At 42.6% G+C, this 26,096-nt stretch carries 22 protein-coding genes; 9 read left to right on the forward strand and 13 right to left on the reverse strand.

All coding sequences use genetic code 11. The features are described from left to right. Positions 1–482 precede the first annotated feature (482 nt). The gene (locus ACHZBG_RS11935) at positions 483–1,232 is read left to right on the forward strand and encodes an NERD domain-containing protein (RefSeq protein WP_320129681.1); all 750 of its coding nucleotides are present in this window, start codon (positions 483–485) and stop codon (positions 1,230–1,232) included. Positions 1,233–1,365: 133 nt separating this feature from the next. Here ACHZBG_RS11935 and ACHZBG_RS11940 read toward each other — a convergent pair whose 3' ends face one another. From ACHZBG_RS11940 to ACHZBG_RS11970, 7 genes are all read right to left on the reverse strand, one after another. Then, positions 1,366–2,403: a LacI family DNA-binding transcriptional regulator gene (locus ACHZBG_RS11940; protein WP_320129682.1), complete on the reverse strand. Its 1,038-nt coding sequence runs from the start codon at positions 2,401–2,403 to the stop codon at positions 1,366–1,368. Positions 2,404–2,422: 19 nt separating this feature from the next. After that, complete coding sequence (locus ACHZBG_RS11945; RefSeq protein ID WP_320129683.1) at positions 2,423–4,255, reverse strand: CocE/NonD family hydrolase; 1,833 nt, start codon at positions 4,253–4,255, stop codon at positions 2,423–2,425. A 15-nt stretch (positions 4,256–4,270) separates the two neighbouring features. Then, positions 4,271–5,245 carry an oligopeptide/dipeptide ABC transporter ATP-binding protein gene (locus ACHZBG_RS11950; protein ID WP_320129684.1) on the reverse strand — a complete coding sequence of 325 codons (975 nt, stop codon included), beginning with the start codon at positions 5,243–5,245 and terminating at the stop codon, positions 4,271–4,273. A gap of 5 nt (positions 5,246–5,250) precedes the next feature. Then, complete coding sequence (locus tag ACHZBG_RS11955) at positions 5,251–6,207, reverse strand: ABC transporter ATP-binding protein (protein ID WP_320129685.1); 957 nt, start codon at positions 6,205–6,207, stop codon at positions 5,251–5,253. A gap of 11 nt (positions 6,208–6,218) precedes the next feature. Next, positions 6,219–7,040 carry an ABC transporter permease gene (locus ACHZBG_RS11960; protein WP_320129686.1) on the reverse strand — a complete coding sequence of 274 codons (822 nt, stop codon included), beginning with the start codon at positions 7,038–7,040 and terminating at the stop codon, positions 6,219–6,221. A 13-nt stretch (positions 7,041–7,053) separates the two neighbouring features. Beyond that, on the reverse strand, positions 7,054–7,998 hold the full coding sequence (locus ACHZBG_RS11965) for an ABC transporter permease (RefSeq protein ID WP_320129687.1): 945 nt from the start codon (positions 7,996–7,998) through the stop codon (positions 7,054–7,056). A 74-nt stretch (positions 7,999–8,072) separates the two neighbouring features. Then, the gene (locus ACHZBG_RS11970; RefSeq protein WP_320129688.1) at positions 8,073–9,656 is read right to left on the reverse strand and encodes an ABC transporter substrate-binding protein; all 1,584 of its coding nucleotides are present in this window, start codon (positions 9,654–9,656) and stop codon (positions 8,073–8,075) included. A gap of 360 nt (positions 9,657–10,016) precedes the next feature. Here ACHZBG_RS11970 and citD point away from each other — a divergent pair, with 360 nt between their 5' ends. The 5 genes from citD to citG are packed head-to-tail and all read left to right on the forward strand — an operon-like array spanning position 10,017 to position 14,208. Further along, a complete protein-coding gene (citD, locus tag ACHZBG_RS11975) occupies positions 10,017–10,316 on the forward strand; it encodes a citrate lyase acyl carrier protein (protein WP_320129689.1) in 300 nt (99 codons plus the stop codon). Continuing rightward, positions 10,316–11,212, forward strand: a complete 897-nt coding sequence (locus tag ACHZBG_RS11980) for an aldolase/citrate lyase family protein (protein ID WP_320129690.1) — start codon at positions 10,316–10,318, stop codon at positions 11,210–11,212. The genes citD and ACHZBG_RS11980 overlap by 1 nt, the downstream gene beginning before the upstream one ends. A gap of 9 nt (positions 11,213–11,221) precedes the next feature. Continuing rightward, positions 11,222–12,760: a citrate lyase subunit alpha gene (citF, locus tag ACHZBG_RS11985; protein ID WP_320129691.1), complete on the forward strand. Its 1,539-nt coding sequence runs from the start codon at positions 11,222–11,224 to the stop codon at positions 12,758–12,760. Next, complete coding sequence (gene citX / locus ACHZBG_RS11990; protein WP_320129692.1) at positions 12,747–13,337, forward strand: citrate lyase holo-[acyl-carrier protein] synthase; 591 nt, start codon at positions 12,747–12,749, stop codon at positions 13,335–13,337. Before citF ends, citX begins: the two co-directional genes overlap by 14 nt. Further along, positions 13,309–14,208 carry a triphosphoribosyl-dephospho-CoA synthase CitG gene (gene citG / locus ACHZBG_RS11995; RefSeq protein WP_320129693.1) on the forward strand — a complete coding sequence of 300 codons (900 nt, stop codon included), beginning with the start codon at positions 13,309–13,311 and terminating at the stop codon, positions 14,206–14,208. The genes citX and citG overlap by 29 nt, the downstream gene beginning before the upstream one ends. Positions 14,209–14,379: 171 nt before the next feature. Here the strand turns inward: citG and ACHZBG_RS12000 are convergent, their stop codons facing one another. From ACHZBG_RS12000 to ACHZBG_RS12020, 5 genes are all read right to left on the reverse strand, one after another. Then, on the reverse strand, positions 14,380–16,455 hold the full coding sequence (locus ACHZBG_RS12000) for a hypothetical protein (RefSeq protein WP_320129694.1): 2,076 nt from the start codon (positions 16,453–16,455) through the stop codon (positions 14,380–14,382). After that, entirely contained in the window at positions 16,452–17,357 is a 906-nt protein-coding gene (locus ACHZBG_RS12005; RefSeq protein ID WP_320129695.1) for a glycoside hydrolase family 43 protein, read from the reverse strand. The genes ACHZBG_RS12000 and ACHZBG_RS12005 overlap by 4 nt, the downstream gene beginning before the upstream one ends. A gap of 71 nt (positions 17,358–17,428) precedes the next feature. Then, positions 17,429–18,709, reverse strand: coding sequence for an extracellular solute-binding protein (locus ACHZBG_RS12010; RefSeq protein ID WP_320129696.1), 1,281 nt, complete (start codon positions 18,707–18,709; stop codon positions 17,429–17,431). Between the two features lie 27 nt (positions 18,710–18,736). Then, positions 18,737–19,585, reverse strand: coding sequence for a carbohydrate ABC transporter permease (locus tag ACHZBG_RS12015; RefSeq protein WP_320129697.1), 849 nt, complete (start codon positions 19,583–19,585; stop codon positions 18,737–18,739). Positions 19,586–19,590: 5 nt separating this feature from the next. Continuing rightward, on the reverse strand, positions 19,591–20,505 hold the full coding sequence (locus ACHZBG_RS12020) for a sugar ABC transporter permease (protein ID WP_320129698.1): 915 nt from the start codon (positions 20,503–20,505) through the stop codon (positions 19,591–19,593). Positions 20,506–20,858: 353 nt separating this feature from the next. Here ACHZBG_RS12020 and ACHZBG_RS12025 point away from each other — a divergent pair, with 353 nt between their 5' ends. Then, complete coding sequence (locus tag ACHZBG_RS12025) at positions 20,859–21,920, forward strand: Gfo/Idh/MocA family oxidoreductase (RefSeq protein WP_320129699.1); 1,062 nt, start codon at positions 20,859–20,861, stop codon at positions 21,918–21,920. 350 nt (positions 21,921–22,270) lie between these two features. Here ACHZBG_RS12025 and ACHZBG_RS12030 read toward each other — a convergent pair whose 3' ends face one another. Then, positions 22,271–22,732, reverse strand: coding sequence for an outer membrane beta-barrel protein (locus ACHZBG_RS12030; protein ID WP_320129700.1), 462 nt, complete (start codon positions 22,730–22,732; stop codon positions 22,271–22,273). Positions 22,733–23,228: 496 nt separating this feature from the next. On the opposite strand from ACHZBG_RS12030, the gene ACHZBG_RS12035 reads away from it, so the two are divergent. Both ACHZBG_RS12035 and ACHZBG_RS12040 read left to right on the forward strand, forming a co-directional pair. Next, entirely contained in the window at positions 23,229–24,506 is a 1,278-nt protein-coding gene (locus tag ACHZBG_RS12035; RefSeq protein ID WP_320129701.1) for a DUF4143 domain-containing protein, read from the forward strand. A gap of 217 nt (positions 24,507–24,723) precedes the next feature. After that, on the forward strand, positions 24,724–25,881 hold the full coding sequence (locus ACHZBG_RS12040) for an ATP-binding protein (RefSeq protein ID WP_320129702.1): 1,158 nt from the start codon (positions 24,724–24,726) through the stop codon (positions 25,879–25,881). Positions 25,882–26,096 lie beyond the last annotated feature (215 nt).

Here is a 26,096-nt window from a genome sequence, read left to right on the forward strand (position 1 = left end):
CTAGGCCTGCAAACGTTACCAGTTTCTATCATCAGGACTCTTTTTCTCATTGTCAAATGATTTTACTGACATCCATCATTTCAGGATGCAAAAAGCTCTTCATTCCACGTTCAGGCATCTCCCTATCGTGTCAGTCTCCAAAAAAGCACTTTTAAAAGAAATTTTTGGATATTGAAACCTAGCGGCAGGAGTTTACTGCAACCGGAAAAGAGAGCTGGTTACGAAGTTGTTGGAGGAAAGTCCTACTGGAAAGCCTAGGGTCAAACCTTCCGAAAATCAGACCTTTGAAACTAATAAACAACTCATGGATGTGAACCAGATCATTTTTCTACTTACTTAGATTATTTTTTTTAACAAATCCCATTTTTGTCGTGATACAATCGAACTATTATTTCTCAACCCTAAAAAGATATCCAAAAACTTTATGGGTTTCAGGGTTTTCTGATTAAACCAAACAAATTTAATAGGAGAGATGTCCCTTAATGGTGATTTTATTTGTAATCATACTTGCAATTATTGTATTAGCTTATAGATATGACAGAATAAATATAAAGGGAATTGCCGGTGAATCAAATATTGCAAGGAAATTACAAAAAATTCAAAATGAAAAATTCATGGTTCTCAATGATGTTTTGCTGAAAACACAAAAAGGCAGTAGCCAAATTGACCATGTTGTCATTTCAATATATGGCATATTTGTAATTGAAACCAAGAACTACAGTGGTTGGATCCACGGAAACGAGAATTCAGAATTCTGGACCCAATCAATATATAAAAACAAAATAAAATTCAGAAACCCTATAAAACAAAATTGGGCACATGTTTATGCCTTAAAAGAAGTACTATCGGATTTCAAACAAATATCCTACCATCCCATCGTTGTTTTTTCGGGCAGAGCAGTATTGAAAAACATCAATTCAAGAATTCCCGTTATTTATAGCAATCAACTCATTAGTATGATAATAGAGAAGCAAAGGGCCCCCAATTTATCCAAGAAACAGATAAAATTTATCGCAAACAAGCTGAGGACAGTAAGCATCCAAGGGGGGAAGGCAAGGAAAATTCACGTAGATCAGGTCAATGCGCAAATCCGTGAAAGAAGACTAAAAGAAAAATCCCTGGTCTGTCCAAGGTGTGGTGGAATATTGATTATCAGAAATGGACAATATGGAAAGTTTTATGGATGCGCAAACTACCCAGAGTGCAGGTATACCAAAACCTATAAGACATAGTGACCATACCTGGTCAACCATACGTACCGGCCATTGTCGGTGAGCTGCATAATGATCTTTCATTCCGCCCAAGGAACAGGAACACTTGTCTTACAAGACATGGAAAACAATCCGGTTGTTGCGAAATCAGGTATCACTGAGATTCTTTGACCATTCTGCAACTATCCCTTATAACAAGAGTTGCCTTTTGCTTGTTATTATATGCAGATATTGATTTACCTTCCAGAATATCGATCAAGGTGTAGGCTGCTTCCCTGCCGATCGCAATACCATTTTGCTCAATGGAAGTCAGTCCGATGGCTTCGGAAATCGGAAGGGAATCGCATCCAATCATCGAGAAATCCTCAGGTATCCGATACCCCATTTTCTTCAAGATAAAATAAATATCGAAGGCCATGACATCATTGCATACCATCAGGGCGGTAAATGAAATTTTCTTCTTGAAAATTGCTTCCAAGTTCTCCTGTAGGGAAACCTGGTCAGGAGGGCTGGTAACAACTAAATCTTGATTAAAAGGGATACCTGCTTCAGATAGGGCTTTTTTGTATCCCTCTTTGAGCCTTAAATGCGCAGGACTAATATATTCATTATATTTTCCCTCAATGAAACAAATATTTCTATGTTGCAGACCTATTAAATATTTTGTTCCCATATATCCGTTATACACATGGTCGGTTCCTATGAATGGGATACCACTGTTCTCAGGTCCAATTGAACGACTTAGGAACAAAATTGGAATCTTTGATGGAATCTTTCTTATCAATTCCCAACTTTCCTCGAAAGTAGGCATGATAATTATGCCCTTCACATTCAAGGCCACCAAGCGGGAATAATTTTCCCGCTCCTTTTCCAGTGAATGATCGCAACCACACAAAATCAAGGAATAGCCGTTGATGGCAAGTAAATCCTCTATTCCCTTAATAAAACGTCCCATATACAACGACAAAACATTAGTGACAACCACTCCTATGAGTTTGTTTTTCTGAGAACTTTTCACTGATGGTTTTTTTGCCTGTTGCAAATACCCAGTCTTTTTGCACGCTTGTTCAACAATGGCAAAGGTCTCAGCAGAAACTGTAGTGTTGTTGTTAAGAACGCGAGAGACTGTTGTGATTGAACATCCCGCCTCTTTCGCAACTTCGCTAATTGTTACTCGACTTTTAATTCCCATTGTATTTTTACTCCCTTTGTTAATCGAAAATCGGCAATACTATTCGTGAAGGCCTACTTGAATCTATATAGACTCTATTGAAGGCATTTAGCAATACTTGGCCTTCCCCATCAGGATCCCCAGTATTATGGTTTATATCAAAGTGAGGAAAATTGCTACTTGAAATATCAACACGAATTCTATGCCCCTTCTTAAAAAGATTAGCCGTGGCAAAAGTATCAATCCTAACTTCATATATCTGGCCAGGTTCCATCAACGTCGGGCTTTCAAAGGAATCCCTGAATCTGGCACGCTTTATTCCATCAGTAATATTCATGGCATACCCCTGAGGATAATCTTCATTGGGTGGATAAACATCAATTAATTTAACAGTAAAGTCCGTGTCCTTGCAATCAGAAGATATCCAAAGCTGTGCAGAAACTTCTCCACAAATCTTTACATCTTCATTGAGTTCTTCTGTTTGATAGACAAGGATGTCATGTCTGGCTTCCAAAGGCAAGTAGGGTTTCTGTGAACCAAAGAACTCTTCACCTTCAACTTGGTTGTAAGCACCTCCTCTCATTATAGGTTCGCCTGATGTAATTGTCCCTCCAATACTTGGGACAGGATGGCTAGGATCAAATATATATTCCTGATAACAGCAACTCTCACTGGAAATTGTCGAAGACAAACTCCCATCCTTGTGAAAGAAGAAGGGGTTTTCCTTAACCCCCGGCAGAGGCCACTTATCGGCAAAAATCCATTTTCCCCCATGGGCCAAGCATCCCTCTTCCGTCTTACGACCTGAACCTCCTCCCATCATGAATATATTCACCTTATGTTGCAGAAAGGGTCCTTTCACTTCGGACAAAGTATATTCAAACCATTTTCGTCTTAAGTCTTCATACGCCTTGATACCATCGAACCGGATCAAAGCTTCTTCTCCCATATCTACATCGCCGACAATCCTTATCCCCCTGTTCTTGTGCGTCCAAGGACCAATAAGCAAATATGTTGGTGTTTTCTTTCTCGAGAACAAAGCTGAATAGTTATCGACAACAGATTTTACATATGGGTCATACCAGCCAGTCATAAGGAATAACGGGACATCGGCAAATTGGTCGTAAAATTCACTTGTGTTGATTCCCAATTGCTTCCAAAAATCATCATATTTTTCTTTTTTCCAAAAGTTAAACGCTATCTTTTCGTATTCTGGCACGAACCGTAATAGAGTGTGACCTTTTTTAAGGGGAAACCTTTGCATCCATGCAAATACATCTTCTGCTGATAATGCATTATTAATTATAGGATCATTCACTACTTTTGAACTTGCCTTGGCTTGGTTGAAGGCCCATAGCAACTGTTTCAACTCCAATACTCCGCCTTGCCTGATACCGCTTTGATACGCATTTGAAAACCCACCGGAATCAATGAACAAAGTGGTCAACTCTGCAGGGGCCAGGCATCCAACCGCAGCCGCAGCATGCGATGTATAGGAGTACCCCATAATTCCAATTTGTCCATTGCACCAAGGTTGCGCCTTGATCCAGATCAAGGTATCCTGTCCATCATTGCCTTCGTTGATGTATTTATCAAATTCCCCTTGGGAATCATATCTGCCTCGTACATCCTGAAAGCATACAATAAAGCCAGCCTCTCCAAAATAGTCGGCTACATCCTCTTTCCTCACATACTCATTTATTTGCGTGGTCTCCATATCATAATCTGTTTTATTCATTCTACCATATGGAGTCCTCTCGATAAGTACAGGCCTCGGAGTACTGTCTCCGTCAGGAAAATAGATATCCGTGGCAAGATGAATGGAATCCCTCATGGGTATCATAACAGTGATTTTCTTACTTTTTTTATTCATGACATTTCTACCTTATCAACAATTGTGACATGCAACAAAATGATTCTCACTTCTTTCAACTAATTTTGGTGGTTCATTGCATTTTTCTGATTTATAAATACAGCGATTCTTAAAGAAACAACCAATAGGAGGATTTATTGGACTCGGAACGTCACCCTCCAGGATGATTCTTGTAGATTTGTGGTGTGGGTTAGGAATGGGAATGGCTGATAGCAAGGCTTTGGTATATGGATGGATAGGATCCTTATATAACTGAGATTCACCAGCAGACTCCACAACTTTCCCAAGGTACATTACGGCAATCCTGGAACAGATATACTCAATGACTGTCAAATCATGGGAGATAAAAAGGATGGTAAATTCCATTTCCTTCTTAAGATCGGATAACAAATTCAATATCTCTGAGCGTATCGATACATCCAAGGCTGAGACCGGTTCATCACAAACTAGTACCTTGGGTCTCAGGATCAAAGCCTTTGCAATCATGATCCTCTGCCTTTGTCCTCCTGAAAACTCATGGGGATACCGATTGATATGTTTGGGATTGATTCCCACCCTGGCCATGATATCCTGAACCTTCCTGACATATTCATCCTTACTGAGCTTATAGTGAATCTTCAAGGGTTCACCAATAATATCCCCGACTCTCATTCGGGGATTCAAGGATGAAAAAGGATCCTGAAAAACTATCTGGATTTCGGTCCTCAGTTTCTTGGTTTCCTTCTTGCCCAAGGAATAGATATCTACCCCATTATATAAAATCTGTCCCTTGGTCGGTTTTTGAAGGTGCAGGATCATTTTTGCCAATGTAGTCTTACCACATCCGCTCTCCCCAACGATTCCAATGGTATCCCCAGGATAAATATTAAGACTCACATCGTTTACAGCTTTAAGGAAATCCTTTTTTCTTGAAAACATGCTGCTATTCTTGACAGGGAAATATCTGGATACTCCCTTGATCTGAATTATTGGCTGTCTGCTGTTTTCCATGTACATTACGCCTCCCAACATGCTACGAAATGTCCATTCTTACCAACCAGTTGAGGGTCTTCCACCAAACACTTATTGGTCTTATAGGGGCAACGTGAAACAAATGCACACCCCTCCTTGATTTCGGATAAGTCAGGAACCATACCAGAAATGGTGCTGAGCCTGCCTTTCTGACCAAGTACAGGAATGGATTCCAACAACCCTTTTGTATAGGGATGCCTCGGATTATCAAACAAGTCATTTACCGGAGCCATTTCAACAATTTCCCCCATATACATGACGATTACCCGGGAGCAAGTCTCTGCTATTACCCCTAGATCATGGGTTATCATGAGAATTGAAGTATTGAATTCCTCTTTCAATTTAATCAACAAATTCATTATTTGTGCCTGAATGGTAACATCAAGGGCAGTCGTCGGTTCATCAGCGATCAGCAACGCAGGGCGACAAAGCAATGCCATTGCAATCATGACTCTTTGACGAAGTCCCCCAGACAATTCATGAGGGTAGTTGGACAGCCTTCTTTTTGCATCTGCAATGCCTACAGTTGTAAGCATATTGGCAGCGATTTCATCAGCTTCTTGCCCTTTTTTCCCCAGATGCTTGCCGATGACTTCCTTCAACTGGTTTCCAACGGTAAAAACAGGATTGAGACTGGTCATAGGTTCTTGGAAAATCATGGAAATTTTATTTCCACGAAGTAACTGCATTTCTTTATCCGTATACTTCAGTATATTTTTATCGTCATAGAGAATTTCCCCACTGACAACCTCCCCCGGAGGTATGGGAACAAGTCCCATGATACTCAATGCTGTGAGGCTTTTCCCACAACCAGATTCTCCGACCAAGCCAAGCGTTTCTCCTTTTCCAATGGAAAAATCAATTCCCCTCAGCGCATGGACCCTTTTCGTTTCCCCAACAAAATCCACCCGGAGGTTCTTGACTTCCAATATATTTTCCATATTCACCTCCCTTATTGATTATTATTGAGTCTGGGATCAAGCAAATCTCTCAATGCATCTCCCATGATATTGAAGGAAAAAACCGTGAGCATTATGAAGAGACCAGGAATGACGGATACCCAAGGGGCACTTGTCATCAACATTCGTCCTTCGTTGATGATATTTCCCCAACTTGGAATATCAGGTTGCAGACCAACCCCAAGAAAGGTCAACGAAGCTTCTGCCAGGGCAGTATTGGCAAGTATTGTGGTAAGCGATACAATCACCGCAGGCCAACATAGCGGTAGTATGTGTTTGACAATTATTCTTAAATCACTTGCACCGGAAGCTTCAGCTGCTTCAACATGTTCCAATTGCTTGACAGTCAGGACAACGCCTCGTGTCATCCGTCCGATTCCAGGAATATTTGATAAGGCAAGTGCCAATATAATGTTTGGAATACCCGAGCCCAAAGCTGCGACCAGGACCATGGCCAGAAGGATCGAGGGGAAAGCCATCATGGAATCCATGATTCTCATCAATACAATATCCAGTGGCTTGTAATACCCTGCAAGCAATCCTATGAAGACACCAAAAACACAACTCAGTGCAACTACCGAGATTCCGATTATCATTGTAATCCGGGCACCCAATAAAATTCTGGCAAGCAAATCACGTCCAAAATAATCTGTCCCGAAGGGATGCTGAAAACTTGGAGCCACCAGTCGATGAGTTACATCCATTTCAAGAGGATCATATTGACAAAGCATTGGTCCAAAAATTGCAAGTAGAAGAATAACACCGGCAAAAAATGCTCCTGAAATAAACATACGCTTTCGTTTTTCTATTTTCATTTATAAATCCCTACTAATATTCGACTCTTGGATCAAAAACTTTATAAAGAATATCAATAATGAGATTTACAATTACGAACATCAAGGCAATATACATGATGTCACCTTGAATCAAACTATAATCCCTTCTTGATATTGCCGACACAATCAAGCTACCGGCTCCTGGAATATTAAATACAGCTTCTGTGACCACTGCACCACCGGCCAAACGGGCAATGTTCATTCCGATACCAGTAAGCGTCGGTACCATTGCATTTTTCAGGGCATGTTTCATAATCACAACTCTATAGGACAAGCCTTTAGCTTTTGCAGTCCGGATATAATCAGCCTTCAAGACCTCAAGCATACTCGACCGTGTGAGTCTGGCCGTTTCCGAAGCCTTTTGCAGTCCAAGCGTGAATGCAGGAAGAATCAAGTACTTCAATGAGTTCAGCAGATTTCCCTCGTCTATGGGGATATAGCCTATAGCGGGGAGTAAATGTAGTTTTTGTGCAAAGACAAAGATCAGCATCAATCCCAGCCAAAAATTTGGTATGGATATTCCAAGCATCGAAAAGATAATGCTAAATCGGTCCAGGAATTTATTATGATTCACTGCAGAAATTATCCCCACAGGTATTCCTACTACAATTGAAACAAGCAATCCAAGGAACATGAGAAGCAACGTAGGCTCCAACCTACTGACAATCAAGGCCGTAACTTTCATATCGTAATAGTAGGAACTCCCAAAATCGCCATGCAATGAATTCATGAACCATATTCCCATCTGGTATATAAAGGGTTTATTCAACCCCAAGGATTCACGCATCATGGCAATTTCGTCTGTTGTTGCCTCTGGACCTAGCATAACAACCGCAGGGTCACCGGGAATTAATCGGACAATCGTAAAAACCACTACACCAACAAGCAAGAGAACCGGGATCAGTTGCAGTAGCCGTTTGAAAATAAATTTTACCATACGAGCCTCTATGTATTCGAATATCAATTCCAAGAGCCAGCCGACCATGCTGCTGGCTCTCGGAAATCAAGAACTTATTCCATCCAGGTATTCCAGTAGAACCTTCTCCAAGGATAGTTGACAGGAATATTATGGACATTTTTCAGATATCCGATGGCTCCATAGAAATCACCGAGCTTGATGACAGGAAGTTCGCTCCAGATCAATCCAGTAAAGTCATTCCAAATCATTGCTCTCTTTGCCGTGTCGGTCTCTTCAAGCAATTGATAATACAAATCCATTCTCTTGTCAGTCTCCCACCAGCCTGGCCAGCCGATACTGGTGAACGCAAGCAGTGTAGGATCTGGTTTCATTGCATATCCGCTGACTATCATATCAAACGCTTTCGGATCCTGTCGTGCTTCCACTACAGTCGGCCAATCGGGAGCCCTGAAATCAATATTCAACCCAATTGTCCTCAGTTCCTGAGCTACGACCATTGCAGCATTCTTGTCAGTTTCATAGCTACCATTCGTATACATTACCAATGGTTCGCCATTATAACCTGTCTTCTCCAGATACTCCTTGGCTTTCGCGATATCCTGTTTATTATAGACATCCTTCCCGGTCGTGCTTTCATAAATCGATCCAGTGGTTCCCCAACTTGGAACAGTGGAGTACATATCTTCGCGCGCGGCACAGGCCCCATACATAATTTCTGTTTGGTTGAGAGCATACAATACGGCCTTTCGCATATTAAGATCAGACATAAACTTACTCTTCATGTTGATCGTAATGCTTTCTGATGAATATTCTCCGGTCGGGCTGATTATGATGTTCGGGACCATGGTAAGTTGTTCAATCGAGGGTATCGGGAATACACCAGCCTGACAATCATTACTCATCAAAGCCTGTATTCTAGTCATAGGATCATTGATATTAACAAAAGTAATGGAATCAAGGTATTGTTTTTTTGCTCCACCATTACCATTCGGCTCCCCTGGCAAGCTTGAATATTCATTGAAACGAACCAAACGAATATGCCTGTCGGGAATCCATTGATCCAATTTGTAAGGTCCTGTTCCGATATATTGCTTGATCTCTCCGTTGCCTGCTTCTTTTATCACTTCCTCGGGCATGATATACGGACCTTGGTCAGGGTAGGCAAGTGCAATCAATGCAGTGGGAGATGGTTGACTCAGCTTTATGGCAACTGTGTAATCATCAATCTTTTCCACGGCAGTCAAATCCTTGAAGGCTGCCTTACCGAACGTCGCTCTTGTCATCCAGCGATTGAAGGATGCGATGACATCATCTGCCATCAGGGTATCACCATTATGAAATTTAACACCTTTTCGAACTTTCAAAATGATGGTCTTGTTATCATCCTTGAATTCATAATCTGTCAGCATTGGAATGGGATTACTTGAATCATCCAGCGCCAAGGGGGTCTCCCAGATATGACATCCGACTTCCCAAACTGCATCATTTCCAGTCCAATGCACATCGAGAGTGTTCATTGGCTCCCAAACCAGCCTCAAATCTCCTCCGATTTTTGGCTCCCCTACTTTGACATCACTAGCGACAGTCTTTGATTTTTCTGTTTCCTGTGCTCCACCGGCAAAAGTAATTCCAGTTGCAAAAAGCAAAAGAACCAGGATCGAAAATACTCTACGCATTGTAGTCCTCCTTTGTATTTTATGTAATTATTGAATCATGTTTTTTCTATTGTCAATCATTATTTTTCTTTTTTGCTTCATCTATTCAACAGTATGATATAGCTAAAAGAATACAATTTCTACAAGTCATTATAAATTAATTATTTTATAATTTTTTATTATATTAAGATTTAAATGATTTTTTATTGATTTATTCAGTATATACACTTCTATACTATTGTATATAACTTCAAATGACGTATAAATGACGTGTAATTAATTTTTTCATTTTATTTCTTGCATTATCCAATACCCGAGCCTATAATCCATATTGGATGCACCAATGAATATTGCTATGCAGAAAGAGGAGAGAAAAGAAAGATGAAGATTAAACATCTAGCTTCAGCAGGTTCTTTTGAATCAAGCGATATAATGATAACCATCGAAAAAAATCCAAACAATGCCATTGAAATTGACATCGAAAGTCCAGTAAAAAGCCAGTTCGGCGAACAAATCAGGGATGTCATTCTCGCAACAATCAAGCAGACAGGATTGGAAAGTGCAACTGTCAAGGCAATTGATCAGGGTGCCTTGGATTACACCATAATTGCCAGAACCACGACCGCAATCTTCAGATCATGTGACTGTGATGATAAAAATACATGGGAGGTACTATCCTGATGACATCCAATAAACACGAACCCCGACTGAGAAGAACCATGTTATTCGTCCCAGGCAATAATCCCGGCATGATCCAAGACGCCTATATCTACAAATGCGATAGCATCATGATTGATTTGGAAGACAGTGTTTCCCTGAATGAAAAAGATTCTGCAAGAGCACTGGTCTTCCAAGGGTTGAAAACCCTTTGCCACGGAACCAAGGAAATTGTTGTCAGGATCAATGACCCCAGAACCCGGACAGGACTCATGGATCTTGAGACAATGATACGTGCCGGGGTACGTGTCATCCGTCTCCCAAAAACAGAATCCGCTGATGACATACGGTTTTGTGATGAGCAAATCAGTCGCATAGAGAAAACAATCTCACTAGAACCTGGATCGGTATCATTATTGGCTGCCATTGAAAGTGCAAGAGGCATTATGAATTGCATGGAAATTGCCAGTGCCTCATCCCGTCTCATTGGAATTGCCTTGGGAGCAGAAGACTATGTCACGGATCTAAGAACCAAAAGGACTTCTACCGGCATTGAGTTATTGTTTGCCCGTTCAATGATTCTTCATGCAGCAAGAAGCAACGGTATCGCGGCGCTGGATACTGTTTTCTCAAATATCAACGACGAAGAAGGCCTCATCCGTGAAACAACTCTCATCAAGGAACTGGGATTTGATGGAAAAAGCGTAATCCATCCCAAGCAAATCGAAATCATCAATAAAATATTTACACCATCTGAAAAAGACGTTACCAATGCTCTCGCAGTCATAGAAGCTCTAAAAGAAGCAAAACAAAAAGGCAGTGGCGTAATCTCCCTCAACGGGAAAATGATAGACAAGCCAATTGTCGAAAGAGCAAGACACATTTTGGAACTGGCGAATGCGGCAAAATTACATTATTAGGAGCCTATGATGAAAGCAGTTGAGCAATTACAAAATACTCAAGTATTTGGAACCCATTTCAATGGTTATTTCAATCCTGATACAATTCATAAGGATGTATTGACTTGCAAGGAAAGAGAATTAACAGAAAGCAAGATAGTAAAAGACCTGGAGACAGCCATCCAATTATCAAAGTTGAAAGATGGGATGACAATTTCTTTCCATCATCATTTCAGGGATGGGGATAAAGTCCTGAACCTAGTCATGGATAAATTAGCAAAAATGGGATTCAGAAATCTGACACTTGCAGCATCTTCTCTCTTGGATTGTCATGAACCTTTGATAGAGCATATCAAGAATGGGGTAATTTCCAGGATAGAAACATCAGGGATGCGAGGGAAACTCGCAGAATTCATTTCTCAAGGAATGATGGGGTTTCCAGTTGTATTCAGAAGTCATGGAGGACGGGCCTATGCTATTGAAAAAGACGACATTCATATTGATGTAGCCTTTCTGGGAGCACCGAGTTGTGACAGTTTCGGCAATGCAAACGGATATTCCAGGGATAATAACAATGGTATCACCTGTGGTTCAATGGGCTACGCCAGGACAGATGCCGAGCATGCCGATGTCACGATAATATTGACTGATAACATAGTACCCTACCCCAATCTTCCAGCTGGCATTCCACAGAATTGTGTCGATTATATAGTCAAGGTAGATACGGTAGGTGATCCTTCGGGAATAATGAAGGGAGCAACCCGCTATACAGAAAATCCCAAGGAATTGTTGATCGCCGAGACTGCTGCGGAAGTAATAGCGGCGTCAGGGAGATTAAAGGAAGGGTTTTCACTGCAAATGGGAAGCGGGGGTGCATCGTTGGCAACTGCACGTTTCCTCAAAAGCAAAATGGAAAAAGAAGGTATCCATGCCTCATTCGCCCTGGGTGGAATCACAGGACAAATAGTGAAAATGCATGAGGAAGGCTGGATCAAGAAAATAATGGATGTCCAGTCTTTTGACTTGGAAGCTGCAAAAAGCCTTAAGGACAACCGGTTTCACCAACAGATCTCAGCCTCGTATTATGCTTCACCCGGCAATCCTGGATCAGCGACAAATCAGCTTGATGTAGTAATACTTTCTGCCTTGGAGGTGGATGTAAATTTCAACGTCAATGTACTGACAGGTTCGGATGGTGTAATCCGTGGCGCAATCGGAGGTCATCAAGATACTGCTGCAGGAGCATCAGTCTCAATTATTGTCTGCCCATTGATCAGAGGTAGAATCGCTTCAATCGTTGATAAGGTAGGATGCGTGGTTACGCCAGGAAAAACAGTGGATATCATTGTAACGGACAGGGGCGTAGCGGTTAATCCTTTACGCCCGGACCTTGTAGAACAACTTTCTCAATCAGCGATTCCAATTATTCCAATAGAAAGGCTAAAGACAGAAGCCCAAAGATTGATAGGTAAACCTGAACCAATCAGATATTCAAATAAAGTTGTCGGCGTAGTTACCTATCGCGATGGAAGCATAATCGATTTGGTGTATCAGGTTGAAAGAAAATAAGGAATATCCAGAAGCTGGAAACAAACTAGAAACTCCCATTGGCCAGAAAGATTGGCTCGAAGCAATGGAATTGAGAGCTGTTACACAAAAGATTGTCATAACCCAATTCAACGTAAACATAGTCATGTTCACAATGAATATTCCTGGACCCATCAAATCGAATCCTATCATTCAGGCAATATTTCAGGAAGGGCTTATGGAGTTATTGAAAAGGTGTGAATGTTATAATCCCATTGCCTTTCTTGAGAAAAATCCGGCAACCGGTCCCGAGGCATATATTTTAGTTCCGATAACGAACTCTTGTCTCACGGTCAAGAAAGATCTCTTATCGTTGGAAAACCAACACCCAATGGGTCGTTGGTTCGATATTGATGTAATTTCCGAAAAGAAAACCAAGATTTCCAGAAGTGATTTGAAAGAACCCCCAAGACGTTGCTTCCTTTGCGACAAGCCGGCAAAGATTTGCAGAAGAGAAGGCAATCACTCGATAGATGAACTCTTTGCCTACACGATTCAACAGATGCAATCATATGTAAGAGAAACTCATAATGATACCAAATGTTTCGAATTATTTTAACATGCTTTGTTATGAGTCCTTGATTGAGGAAGTCATGACAACCCCAAAGCCAGGATTGGTGGATAGTACATCGTCAGGTGCTCATATGGATATGGATATCAAGTTGTTCATTGATAGTTCCCGCTCAATATCACCCTATCTGGGAGAGATGGCAGAATATGGGTATAAATCAAAAGAGAGTGATGAAAACCTATTCCTAGCGATACGTAAGATCGGCATTAATGCTGAGAATGCTATGTATACAGCAACAAAAGGCATCAACACACATAAAGGAGCAATATTCTCACTAGGAATACTGGCAACAGCTGCAGGATGCCTTTTGAGAGAAAATCCTGCATTTTCAACCAATGACTTATTTGAAAGAGTCAGGAGCCTTTGCAACAAATATATTTTCAGCAGTCTGTCAAAAATAAAATTACAAAAAAATCCATCAACCAATGGAGAAAAACTTTTTTACCATAAAGGATTTTCAGGAGCAAGGGGAGAGGCTATGAAAGGATTCCCCTCCGTCCGGAATATCAGTTTACCTGTCTTGCATGAAATGCTGGATGAAAACCATTCTTTTAACGATTCAAAGATCCAAGCCTTATTGGTCTTGATGAGTAAAGTGGAAGATACGACTGTTCTATCAAGAGTTGGATTATCGGGTTTGCAAACGATGCAATTCTTGATTAATGAAATATTGGAGGAAGGAGGTTCCCGAAAGACTGAAAATATCGATAAACTATACCAACTCGATACTGTATTTGCAAATAAGAATATAAGCGCTGGAGGATGCGCGGATTTATTGGGTCTGACAATACTGGTATATAAGCTCGAGACAAAACAAAACTATAATCTGATAGGTATCGGCAATCCTGACCTTGCTTGAATACTGAACCCTCAATTAGCTAAATACTATTTTTATCAAAGTTGTACATCCTGGACTATGCCAGACGGATATTGGAGTGAATATTTTTATGTAACAAAACGTTTTCGCTCCCGTATAGCAGCTGGTCTACCATTTTGCATGCAATACGTACTCAATTTTTACTCCATCCACCTACAAATATCTCCCAAATCCCTCGCATTCAACCTGCCAGGCAGATCCCTTGGGAAAGCCAGGAGAGGAACCTTCCGAGCCATCCCAGCCACCGGCCATCATGGCAATGGCCAAAAGCAAGCCACCATTTCCCGGCAAATACAAAGGCAAGGCAGAAAAAGTTTCCTGTCGATTATGACCATTGGAAAGATAGGTATTCTTGGGAGAATCCATCAATACCATATCAACGGCATCCTGACCTCGTCCCAGTCTCGCCAACGTCATTGCCATAGCAGGGAAATCCCAGCCCCACAGGGTATCGAAATGCCAGGTTTCCCGTACTGCATCGAACGAGTTCGACATCACCTTCTGCTCTATCGTAGGACCAGGGATAAAACCATAGGCAAAGAGAAACGAGGGATGGTCAGTGGAGAAGACCCCATACGTATCGGTACATTGCTGATGGGCTGCATAACGGTCGTGCTTCCCGTCCAGGGGACAGGAACTGAGCTGGGCAACTACCCTTTCCCATTTCTCTGGGACTTCCTGTTCCAGCCTTTTTTTCCAGGCAATGGCAACAGAGAGAGCCCACCTCCAATATTCAAGTTCAAAAACAGGATTCAAAGTCTCTTCAGGCGCATGATTCTCCTGGGCAGGAATGAGCGGAGGTCCCAAGACAAATTGCGAAGTCAGCTCATCCCATTGCACATAGTCAGCCATAAACATTGCACTTTCAAAAACACATTCAGCATAACGACCAAGAACTTCCAAGGAAGGCCTCTTGCGATACAACAACTCGGAAAAGAAAATAATATGCGGTTGTTGCCAGCAAAGATACGGACCGATGGGAGAAGGACTGTCGATACCCGAGACATCGGTCATCTTGGGCCAACGAGCTCCCAGATACCCCTGCTCCCTGGCAATATGGCGAGCAACGGGAAGAATTCGTTCATACCAAAGAAGACTGCGTTCCACGAGGGATTCCCTATTCCACAAGATTGCCTGGGCTGCATGCCATACATGCATTTCCAGATGGAACTTTCCATACCAGCTATTGCACGTAAGACCGGTTTCTTGTGGAGGCAACGACCCGAGACATTGAATCGCTGTCAAATACTGGGAGAGCACTACCCTTCGTTCCAATTCCATGGCACGGACATCAGTGCATTTGAGAAAGGAAATGGCAGCACCTTCACTCCAAAACCGTTGCCACCAGGTAGCGCAGGCATACTTCGTCTCAGAGAAACTTGGCAGTTTTACTACATCGGATGAAACAGTAAAAAGAACGCTTGCTTCCAAAGAAGTACCACTGGTAGTGAACGCCCAATGGTGGTTGCCTTTTCTTTCCACTTCAATGGACTTTTCCTCGTAAAACGAAATCAACACAAAATACAAAGTATCGTCCAGGACACGTTTGATACGAAAAGAAGTATCGCCCAATTGCTCAAGCTCAGAAGCATGGGCATCCTCAGATTGCCAATCCGACCCACTGATCTCATGCGAAGCATAGGGAAACCGGAGATCGAACCCAAGCTGACCAGACTCCAGCAGTGGTGATTCCATGTGAAAAGCCAGCATATCGAGCTGGGGATGGCATATCGTTTGTACGGAAACAGGTTGTTCACCCACACGGAATACACTGGAGAGCAACCCAGTCCATAAATTGAGTTCTTGCCCGATAGGACTGGCAACCAAGGCTCTAGCTTGCCGATTTAGAACTTCTTCTGCACATGATGCTCCATACAACCCAATTTTTGCCAGATTGAACCGATGGGGATTCTTTCGCAGGGAATCAAACAAAGCCTCTTGTCCTGTGGCTTCGGTCTTGTAGCCGACTACCCTATCCCCTACCTTGCATTTTCGCAAGCGCAACGCGTGATCATCCAAAGGCGCATCAGGATACCGATGGAACCCCCATTGGCTCATAGTACACCGAGGAACTCCTCCTAGTGGAGTATCTGAACAAGTTTGCAATCCAGTAAAGTCAGTGGTAAATGCAAAGTCGCCATTACCGACTGACAAGGGACTCTTTGCATCCCATCCAATCTGGCAGGGATTGTGGCGAAGCACCAACGCTTTTCGATCGATACCGCTCATCCCAGCTCCTTAGGCAAATCCAATACAAGAGCCTCTGAGGTTTCCGATACCAAACGATAGGCAAAACGCTCGAGAGGAGTCTTGTTCGGGGTATGGTACGTTACATACAAATTGCCTTCAAAATCAGAAAACACCATGCCATGACCTCCATCGGAGGAGATCAAAGGTTCTTCTGTTTGACGCCAAGGACCGGCAATCATTCCAGCATCTGCAATGGCACACCCCATTGCATACCCTTGTGCTCCCAGGCTGGACCAGAGCATGACCAATTTCCCGTCTTTTTGCCTATGAAGGAAAGGCCCATCAGTAACCCTTGCATCCCTCAAGGCCGAACCATCCCTACGCACCAAGGGAAAGGACCAGGAAGCAGAAGAGGCCTTGAACAAGAGCACAGGATTCCCAGTTCTTGCTGAGAGATCATCACTGAGCTGAACTGCCCATATTTCTCCGTCATTTGCCTGCACCCATTCATGGCAGAAAACAAGATAAGGAGTATTCTGTTCATCGACATACAAAGTTCCGTCAAGACATTCCCATTCAGAGGGAGTAACAGGATTTTCTGTCAGGGGCACATAGGGACCAAGCACCGAATCGGAGACCAAGATATGCGTACCCCTTCGATGAGTCTTGGATTTAAAACTGGCAAACATATAGAATCGGCCTTTGTACCAATGCACCTCGGGAGCCCAGAAATCCTGAGTTCCCCAAAATCCCTCAGGAGGGGAAAATACTGTACGAGGACCTTCCCAGTGCTCAAGGTCCTTGCTCCAATAGGCTTCGAAACCAGTTCCTTGTTGGTTCCACGGATTCTTGTCGGTAGTCCCAAAAAGATAGTACGTTGCACGTTCCTGCATCGTATATATAAAGGGATCCCTGATTTGAATATCCTCTCTTTTGACCATCTATCTATTCCCCTGTTGCACTGTATACATGCTTGAAGAGAGCTTTTCAGCTCCCTTCAAACCATCTTGATCTACTTGGAAATCATTCGCACGATAAGTTCAAACATCTGCTGTCCGCCTTGTACCGGAGTAATCTTGCCGAAAGCTACCCTTTGATAGATCAGGTAGAGCGTACTATTGAACTCTGTGTCATTGGGAACATGGTCTGTCTCCAAGGAAGAGTGAGGTCCCGCCACCTGCATATAATCAAGAACCTTTTGGTCCGATGCAGAACTTGCCCCTGCGGCACGAGCCGACGAGGAAGCAGAAGCTCCACGATTGCTACCCAGGATCTTGGCAGCCTCAGGATTGTTGACAAGGAAATTGATGAACTTAACAGTCTCTTCAGGATTCTTTGAATCCTTGTTTACCGTATAGAACTGGCTGGGAGCCTGCCAAAGAGCCTTGGTTGCAGCAGCGCCAGGGAATTCCATAAGACTGAGTTCATCAGTCGTTGCTGCCTGATACCCACCAAGCTGGTTGGTATAGAGAAAACCGATGGCAGCCTTTCCGGCAATGAGGGCAGAGGAATCTGCATTGCTTTCCGCATAACCAGCGGCAACGTCGGCAGGAGGAACCAGACCGTTGTCACGATAGTCCTTGAACAGTTCAAGATACTTCTGGGCTATATCAGCGGTAACCGCCGTCGAGGAATTGGAGGCAGTATAGAGAGGCTTGCCACTGAAACGCAACCAATACCCGAAGGGAGTTGAATTACTGGACATGACGCCAATGTCCTGCATCGGATACACCCCGGCAGGAAGTTTGGATTTCAATAATACAAGATAGTCCCTGAACTCAGCATAGGTCATGGAAATCTTCGGCAACGGAGCACCTGAACGCTCAATGAGGGATTTATTGAACACCAAAGAAGGCATGGTGACACCTGTGGAAACACCCAGAAGTTTTCCTCCGATAGTCCCCGAGGCAATTGCACTGGGGTCAATTACAGACGTATCCAGCTCAGTACCGGCATATTGATCCAAGCTCAGCAAGACCTTGGCATAGTCAGAGATGTTTCCGCCCATCTGGATGATGTCAGGACCATTGCCACCGGCAAGTTGGGTATCGACCTTTACAAAGTGGTCGCCGGCACCGCCTGATATTTCAGGATTCACCATAATGCCTGGATGGAGGGATTGGTACAGATCGATTGCCTTCTGGCTGATCGTAACCCTCTCCCCGCTTCCCCAGTAAGCCCAACGAATCGTGGTGGCTCCTGTTGCTGTTTGATTTGTTTCGGTTGCACCGGTAGCAAATACCGTGGCAACTCCCAATACAAGAATGGATAAAACCAGTAAGATCCTCTTCATATTCAACCTCCAAAAATTATAGGAATCTTATCCCTTGATTCCTGTAGTAGCGATTCCTCTCACAAAATACTTTTGCAAGGAGAAAAACAATACGAACGCCGGGACCAAGGAAAGCACAGACATGGCAAACATGGGACCCCAAGAGGAAATTCCGGAAGAATCCAGAAAGAGCCTGAGACCCATGGGTACCGTATATTTATTCGGCGAAGTAAGGTACAGCAACTGATTGAAGAAATCGTCCCAAGTCCATAGGAAAGTAAACAGTACTGTCGTTATCAACGCAGGAAGCGTAAGCGGCATGATTATCCTGGCATAGATACCGAATTTGCCACAACCATCGATCAGTGCCGATTCATCAAGGTTTCTCGGCAAGCCCCGGATGAATTGTACAAGCAAGAAAATGAAGAAAGCATCTGTTGCAAAGAACTTTGGAACAATAATTGGCAGGAATGTATCAATCCACCCAAAAGAGCGAAACATAATGTAGCGGGGAATGGTGGTTACATGGGCTGGAAGCATCATGGTAAGCATCATTGCCGCAAACCAGAATTTCTTCCAAACAAATTTCAGACGGGCAAAGGCATAGGCGGTAAGCGAGCAGAAAACCACATTGGCAACGGAACTGAGGATGCACAGGGTAAAACTATTGCGAAAGAAAACATCAAACCCAACAATTCCTATTCCTTTCCAACCCTTGCCATAGTTTTCCAGCGTAAAGGGTTTGGGAAACAAGCCGGGGTCACTGAAAATAGAGTTGCTTTGCTTGAAGGAAGCAGCGATAAGCCAAAGGATAGGGTACAACATTCCCAGGCCCAGCAGGATAATGAACAAATTGGTCAACATTCTCTTGATCGTCTCTGAAGTCCTTTTTTTCATGGCAGTTAATCTCCACTTCCAAATGAGACCAAGGAACCCGAGAACTTGAAGGCTATGGCCGTCAGGGCAGCGATGAGAATAAGCAGGACCCAGGCCATGGCAGCCGCATAGCCCATTTCAGAGAACCCAAAGCCCTTTATATACAAGTACAAGCTATAGAACATGGTAGAGTCCAAAGGACCTCCTGACCCACCGGAAACAATAAACGCCTGGGTAAAAGATTGAAATGAGCTAATCATTTGCATGACAAAATTGAAAAAGATAATCGGGGATAACCCTGGTAAGGTTATCGACAGGAACTGCCTGACTTTCCCTGCACCATCAACACTGGAAGCGTCGTAATACTCCTTGGGTATCTGTTGCAACCCGGCAAGGAAGATAATCATGGGAGAACCAAACTGCCATACAGAAAGGATGATAAGCGTCGAAAGTGCATAGGTCGGGTTGGATATCCAGGCAGGGAAACTGGAGGTGGGAGATATACGTTGGAGAATCAAGTTCAAGAGGCCATCTCCGGCAAAGATTCTTCTCCAGAGGACCGCAATGGCCACTGAGCCTCCAAGCAAGGTAGGAATATAATAGAGTGCGCGATACAAAGGAATAAACTTGAGTTTCTTGTTCATGAGCATGGCAACGGCCAAGGCAAATATCAATTTCAAGGGAACCGAGACAAACACATATTTGAAGGTAACAAAAATTGAGTTCAAGAAACGTTCATCTTTTGGTATCTGGGCAGTCCCGGAGAACATGACCAGATAATTACGCAACCCAATCCACTGTGCGGGTTCACGAATATTGAACCGTGTAAAAGATAGGTACAGGGAGTAACCCATGGGATAGAGGGTCAAGACAAAAAATCCCAGGAGCCAAGGAAGCAGAAACATGTAGGAGGAAAGATTCTGTTGCAATTTTTTCTTCAAGTTGACCTCCAAGAATTCAAACAAGTGGCAGGAAAGGAATTTTCGGATCTTCAATACCGAATATGCAGACATAATTATTTGTGCCCGTGCACATTCATACAAATTATTGAACGGGTTCAGTGTTTTGTAAACATCTTTTACAGAAAATGCCAATGGAGAGACCTGGTAAACAAGATAAGAAAAGCCTCTGTACTCCTTGATTTGCACCTTTTAAAAAGGACAGCAATTCCACTATCTCCGATTTTTATTGACCGAGTCAGTCAAAAAAAATACCTTTGGATACCAAATGGGTGATATAATTACGGTATGGAAAAGATTGAAACCTGTAAAAAGAGAACCTTTCCTCATATGCCATGCGTTTGATACTCATTGGCTATGGATGGCGTAGCTTATTTTATTACAGGATAGCAAAAGCCTTGCCCAAACAGTTTACCTTGGTAAACTGGGTTCTCAGAACTGAGGAACGGGCCAAGGAAGTACAGGAGCAGTATCAGGTTGAAACCTCTTACAATATCCGTGCGGCCCTTTCCCTTCCCCATGACCTCATCATTCTTTGTGTGCCTTCGTCCAGTTTGAAGGACCAATTGAGTTTCCTTATCCAAAACAACGAAACAGTGCTATGCGAGACCAGCTTTACAACTCTTCCCTTGGAAACCTTGGGTTCCCTCTATGAGCATTATAAAAACTCTCAAAGCAAGATATTCATTGCCGAACAATATTACCGGTACCCCTACTTCCAATCCTGTCAGGCCCTTACCCATCTTCTGGGAGACATAACCTCAGTACGGAGTGCCAGCCTGCATGGTCATCATGGAACTAGTATCATTCGTCACTTCCTGGAAGAGAAATGCAACAATTGCACCATACAGGCTTCTCGCCAAACCAGCTGGATTGTAAAAACAGGTGGTCGGGATAGTATAGATACCGAAGGAACTCGCATCCAAACGGACAGGACTACCGCCACATTGGAATTTGAGGACGGAAAGACCGGCTATATTGATTTTGCCGATGTCCAGTATCACAGCTCCATACGAAGCAGCCACTTCAGCTTGTTTGGAGAACGTGGAGAGATAACTGATGATACCATTCGGTATCTCAACGAAGAGAATGAAGGAATTTGCCAGAATTTACAGAGGATCGAGGATGGAAATACCAACAACAATCCCCTTTCCCTACGGGCCATAACCTTGGGAAGCACCTATCTATTCAGGAATGCTTATTGGCCGGTTTCCTTCAACGACGATGAAATAGCCGTAGCCCTATGCATGGAAGAGGCAGGCAGAAACGAAGGCTATGCTTTATCAGAGGCACTGCAGGATTCCTATCTTGCCCAATGCATCCAAAGAAGTTGCGATGAGAAGAAACTGATCACCACAGAAAAGCAGATCTGGGCGGACGAGACTACACATAATTGATAGAAACTGGCTTCAAATCCTAGAGCTATCCTTGAAGAGTGACTACTATCGAAAGATTATATCCAGCCTTTGATAACTACTTTCAATTACTGTATTTGTGAGATATTACCATATCGTTGGAATGATAAAAACCATATCCTTTGAGAAACAAATATGGCAACGGGAAACAACCAGGTGATTATCAGCGTTTAAATCCTGCTGGTCATGGACATAAAACGACCATCATCAATTATTCTTCATAATCAATGATGGTCGCTTTCCATGATTTGTGAACTTTATACTCATTCAAGACATTAACAGAGACGTATAGCATGAGATGAAAGTTTCACCTAGAATGTTCGGATTCCCTATTAGCTGACGTAGAACAATATACCAAGCGCTGCTCCAAGATCAGGTTCTACTACATTCGACCGAACCCTGATACCAGGTGTGAGTTTAAAGAAGGTCTCTATAGGAACATCCCTGAAAAAGAATGAGATTCCAATAGGAACATTGATAGAAAATCCGTCGAATGCGGGATTAAAGTTTGCAGCACCCGTGATTCCGATGTTTAAATAAAATGGAAGTCTATCGACATTGAAGCGATCCAAATCATATTGGACTCCGGCTTCAACAGCAACATTATCTTCGAAACTGTAACCCAGTGTTCCAACGATTCTAAAATCGCCCATTCCGTATTTTATGGCTAACCCTGAGACAGGGTATCCTGCACTGAGACCAATTCCAAAACCATCAGTTCTATCATACCGTGCTGCTGATAGAGTGAAGACACTAGCCATGACTAGAATGATTACCAAGAGAGTTTTTTTCATACTTTTTCCTTTTGGAGAGATATTCTGCTAAATTTAATATTTCTTTACTATATCATAAATAAAATATATAGAATAGCTAGTCACCAGTATTGCAAAGGCGTTATCGATAGTAACATTCCGTATGTTGGACTTTTAACAACGATTATACTCGGGCAGGTCCAAGCAACTGCTTCAGAAAACTGAGGTGTATTGTACCTACAAAAATTTGCCCCAAGACCTTCCCCAATTAAATCCCGTTCTTCCTGCAGATATCAGTATCCTGTTGTATCTCTCTCTATGAATTCTTGATTATAAATGAGACAGCCTTCTACTGGAAAGAGACGGCCACTAACAGGAGATTGCAAACTGATGTTTCCTAATCCATAGTGTTGGTATTGCCTAATATATAGTGTTTGTATTTCCTAATCCGTATTGATGGTATTGCCTAATATATAGTGTTGATATTGCCTAATCCGTATTGTTGTAGTATTCTTATCTAGAGAATTCGGAGATATCTATGGGTAACAAAATATACTTGCCACGATTGATTGATGTGAAAGTAACTCAATATCTTTCAGCTTTTGGCTCTGTTTGCATCGAAGGACCAAAATGGTGCGGAAAGACAATGACTTCACAGCACCACTGCAAGAGCACTTTCTTTGTTGGAGCTCCTGCAAATAATTTCAGCAACAGGGCATTGGCGCAGATGGATCCCTCTGTAATTTTAGAAGGAGATACACCACGCTTGATCGATGAATGGCAAGAGGTTCCTGCAATTTGGGATGCCGTACGGTATGCCGTTGACCAGCGAGGAGAAAAAGGACAATTCATACTGACAGGATCGTCCACTCCCAATCGCAAAGGAATCCTACACAGTGGAGCTGGGAGAATCGCAATGCTTAGATTGCGACCAATGTCACTGTATGAAACCGGTGCATCATCAGGAAAAGTTTCATTGAAAGATTTGTTTGACAACCCAATACCAACGCTGCTCACAGGAGAGGTAAATCTTCATATACTTATCGATTACATCATCCGTGGTGGATGGCCAGGAAACATTGAAACAGATAACAAATTAGCACACCTAGTGCCTCAACAATATATTGATGCCTTAATAAACGAAGATATCAACAGGATGGACGGGGTTACCAGAGACTTGAAAAAGATACGACTTCTTCTTAGATCCTTGGCAAGGAATGAAAGCACTTGTGCAACAAACAGAACACTCAAAAACGATATCAAGGAAATAGATGACAAAGACATCGACATAGCAACAGTAGCAGAATATCTCAACCTATTTGAAAGGTTATTTCTTCTGGACAACCAGAAACCATTCAGTTCCAACATACGCTCTTCTGTACGGGTCAAACAATCAGAGAAACGACATTTTTCCGATCCATCTCTTGCATGTGCACTCTTGGGTGCCACTCCAGCAACTCTTTTTGCTGATCTTGAAACACTTGGTTTTCTATTCGAAGCTCTATGTGTGAGAGACCTAAGGATTTATGCAGAGACAAATGATGCAAAACTCTTCCATTACCAGGATTACAACAACAACGAGATAGATGCCGTAGTCGAAATGCCTGATGGCACCTGGGGAGCTTTTGAGATAAAACTTGGGGCAAACCAAATTGATAAGGCTGCAAAGAACCTACTACGCATCAAGAAAGGCATCGAAAAAGATCCAAAAGGCAAACCTCCAAAAATGCTATGCATTATATGCGGACTTTCCAATGCAGCGTATGTTCGGCCAGACGGAGTATATGTTGTTCCTATTACAGCGTTGAAAAACTAAAACAAAACCCCTCCTTCAACCGACCGGACCAGGAATCCCTGTCCCAGAAAATCATTGATAGTACGGACTGTATACTGAATCAGTGAACTATTGGGAAACTGCCATGCACATTAAAATAAACTGTAATTATGTGTTTATAAAAACAATTTAACCAGTTATTTTGTATTTATAAAATCATTTTATTTACTTTTTTACAAAATCGCCATACACTCTTTATATGGATTATATAGAAAGATATTTAGAATCCCAAATTGCCTCCCGTCTTTTCAAGGGAAAAGCGATTATGCTCTATGGACCACGCCAATGTGGGAAGTCAACCCTCATGAAACACCTCATCACGAAACAAGGTTTGGATCCTATCATCCTTACAGGGGATGATGACATGGATGCCGCTCTCTTTGAAACGGTCACGATGAGCCGCTGGGACCAGATTTTGGGAACCAAGAAAACTGTGTTCATTGATGAAGGGCAAAAGATTAAAAATCTGGGAAAAAGCATTAAGCTACTTGTCGACGCCAGACCAGAAATTCAGGTTCTCGTCACAGGTTCCAGTTCCTTCTCCATTGCTGAGCAGACTCAGGAACCCCTTACCGGAAGAAAATATGCATACCGACTTTTTCCAATGTCCTATGGTGAGTTATCAAATCACTTTGGTTATAGTGAAGAACTCAAGGCTTTGGAAATCCGCTTAGTTTTCGGGTCCTACCCGGAAATCGTCGCCAAGCCCGAGCAGAAAGAAGAACACCTCACCTTGTTGGCAGAAAGCTATCTATATCGCGACCTCCTCCAATATGACGGTATAAGGAAACCGCAGATTCTCACTCAGCTTCTCAAAGCATTGGCATATCAATGTGGCAGCGAAGTTTCCAGCACTGAGTTAGCCTCCCTACTCTCCGTCTCAAGAACTTTAGTGGAATCCTATCTTATGATCTTACAACAAGCCTTCATCATATTCCCTTTGTCATCCTATTCAACCAATCAACGCAATGAACTCAGAAAGGGCTGCAAGTATTATTTTTGGGACAATGGCATCCGAAACGCAATACTCAAGGACTTTACGCCATTGCCGAATCGTAAGGATATCGGAGCCTTGTGGGAGAATTATCTTGTTTCAGAACGGATAAAAGCCAATATCTATATTGAAAACAGTACTGAATCGTATTTTTGGAGAACTCGAGATCAAATGGAAGTTGATTATCTGGAAACAAATATGAATAAAGTGTCCGCATTCGAGTTCACGTGGAACGCCAAGAAACAGGGACGGGTAACAAAAGCTTTTACCAACAGATACCCTGAGGCGTCAGTCAGGACACTGAACCCCAAAAACTATGACACATTTCTAAGACCAGAAGCTACTGACAATGAAAAACCTTGATCTCCATCCTCACCTTTGCAAGAGATCAAATCCTTGGTGAAGGTACCCATTCCCGATAGAAATAAAAGATGATCGCATACCAATATTCAGGTACTTTTTCATGAGATGACCGTTTTCTTTTCCTGGGAAATATTCCCAATACCCAGAAATACAGACTGGTCGTAATGCAATACCAATTCAGAGGCATGATTAAATGACCAAGAGACGTATCAGAA

Source organism: uncultured Sphaerochaeta sp. (assembly GCF_963676625.2).
Taxonomy (GTDB): Bacteria; Spirochaetota; Spirochaetia; order Sphaerochaetales; family Sphaerochaetaceae; genus Sphaerochaeta.

Excerpts from the sequence above, each read along its gene's own strand:
- ACHZBG_RS11940 (WP_320129682.1), bottom strand. The coding sequence starts at position 2,403 with ATGGGAATTAAAAGTCGAGTAACAATTAGCGAAGTTGCGAAAGAGGCG.
- ACHZBG_RS12010 (WP_320129696.1), bottom strand. The coding sequence starts at position 18,709 with ATGAAGAGGATCTTACTGGTTTTATCCATTCTTGTATTGGGAGTTGCC.
- ACHZBG_RS11945 (WP_320129683.1), bottom strand. The coding sequence starts at position 4,255 with ATGAATAAAAAAAGTAAGAAAATCACTGTTATGATACCCATGAGGGAT.
- citG (WP_320129693.1), top strand. The coding sequence starts at position 13,309 with ATGATACCAAATGTTTCGAATTATTTTAACATGCTTTGTTATGAGTCC.
- ACHZBG_RS12040 (WP_320129702.1), top strand. The coding sequence starts at position 24,724 with ATGGATTATATAGAAAGATATTTAGAATCCCAAATTGCCTCCCGTCTT.
- ACHZBG_RS12015 (WP_320129697.1), bottom strand. The coding sequence starts at position 19,585 with ATGAAAAAAAGGACTTCAGAGACGATCAAGAGAATGTTGACCAATTTG.
- citF (WP_320129691.1), top strand. The coding sequence starts at position 11,222 with ATGAAAGCAGTTGAGCAATTACAAAATACTCAAGTATTTGGAACCCAT.
- ACHZBG_RS12030 (WP_320129700.1), bottom strand. The coding sequence starts at position 22,732 with ATGAAAAAAACTCTCTTGGTAATCATTCTAGTCATGGCTAGTGTCTTC.
- ACHZBG_RS12025 (WP_320129699.1), top strand. The coding sequence starts at position 20,859 with ATGCGTTTGATACTCATTGGCTATGGATGGCGTAGCTTATTTTATTAC.
- ACHZBG_RS11980 (WP_320129690.1), top strand. The coding sequence starts at position 10,316 with ATGACATCCAATAAACACGAACCCCGACTGAGAAGAACCATGTTATTC.
- ACHZBG_RS11955 (WP_320129685.1), bottom strand. The coding sequence starts at position 6,207 with ATGGAAAATATATTGGAAGTCAAGAACCTCCGGGTGGATTTTGTTGGG.
- ACHZBG_RS11960 (WP_320129686.1), bottom strand. The coding sequence starts at position 7,040 with ATGAAAATAGAAAAACGAAAGCGTATGTTTATTTCAGGAGCATTTTTT.
- ACHZBG_RS11935 (WP_320129681.1), top strand. The coding sequence starts at position 483 with ATGGTGATTTTATTTGTAATCATACTTGCAATTATTGTATTAGCTTAT.
- ACHZBG_RS12000 (WP_320129694.1), bottom strand. The coding sequence starts at position 16,455 with ATGAGCGGTATCGATCGAAAAGCGTTGGTGCTTCGCCACAATCCCTGC.
- ACHZBG_RS12035 (WP_320129701.1), top strand. The coding sequence starts at position 23,229 with ATGGGTAACAAAATATACTTGCCACGATTGATTGATGTGAAAGTAACT.
- ACHZBG_RS11965 (WP_320129687.1), bottom strand. The coding sequence starts at position 7,998 with ATGGTAAAATTTATTTTCAAACGGCTACTGCAACTGATCCCGGTTCTC.
- ACHZBG_RS12005 (WP_320129695.1), bottom strand. The coding sequence starts at position 17,357 with ATGGTCAAAAGAGAGGATATTCAAATCAGGGATCCCTTTATATATACG.
- citD (WP_320129689.1), top strand. The coding sequence starts at position 10,017 with ATGAAGATTAAACATCTAGCTTCAGCAGGTTCTTTTGAATCAAGCGAT.
- ACHZBG_RS11970 (WP_320129688.1), bottom strand. The coding sequence starts at position 9,656 with ATGCGTAGAGTATTTTCGATCCTGGTTCTTTTGCTTTTTGCAACTGGA.
- ACHZBG_RS11950 (WP_320129684.1), bottom strand. The coding sequence starts at position 5,245 with ATGGAAAACAGCAGACAGCCAATAATTCAGATCAAGGGAGTATCCAGA.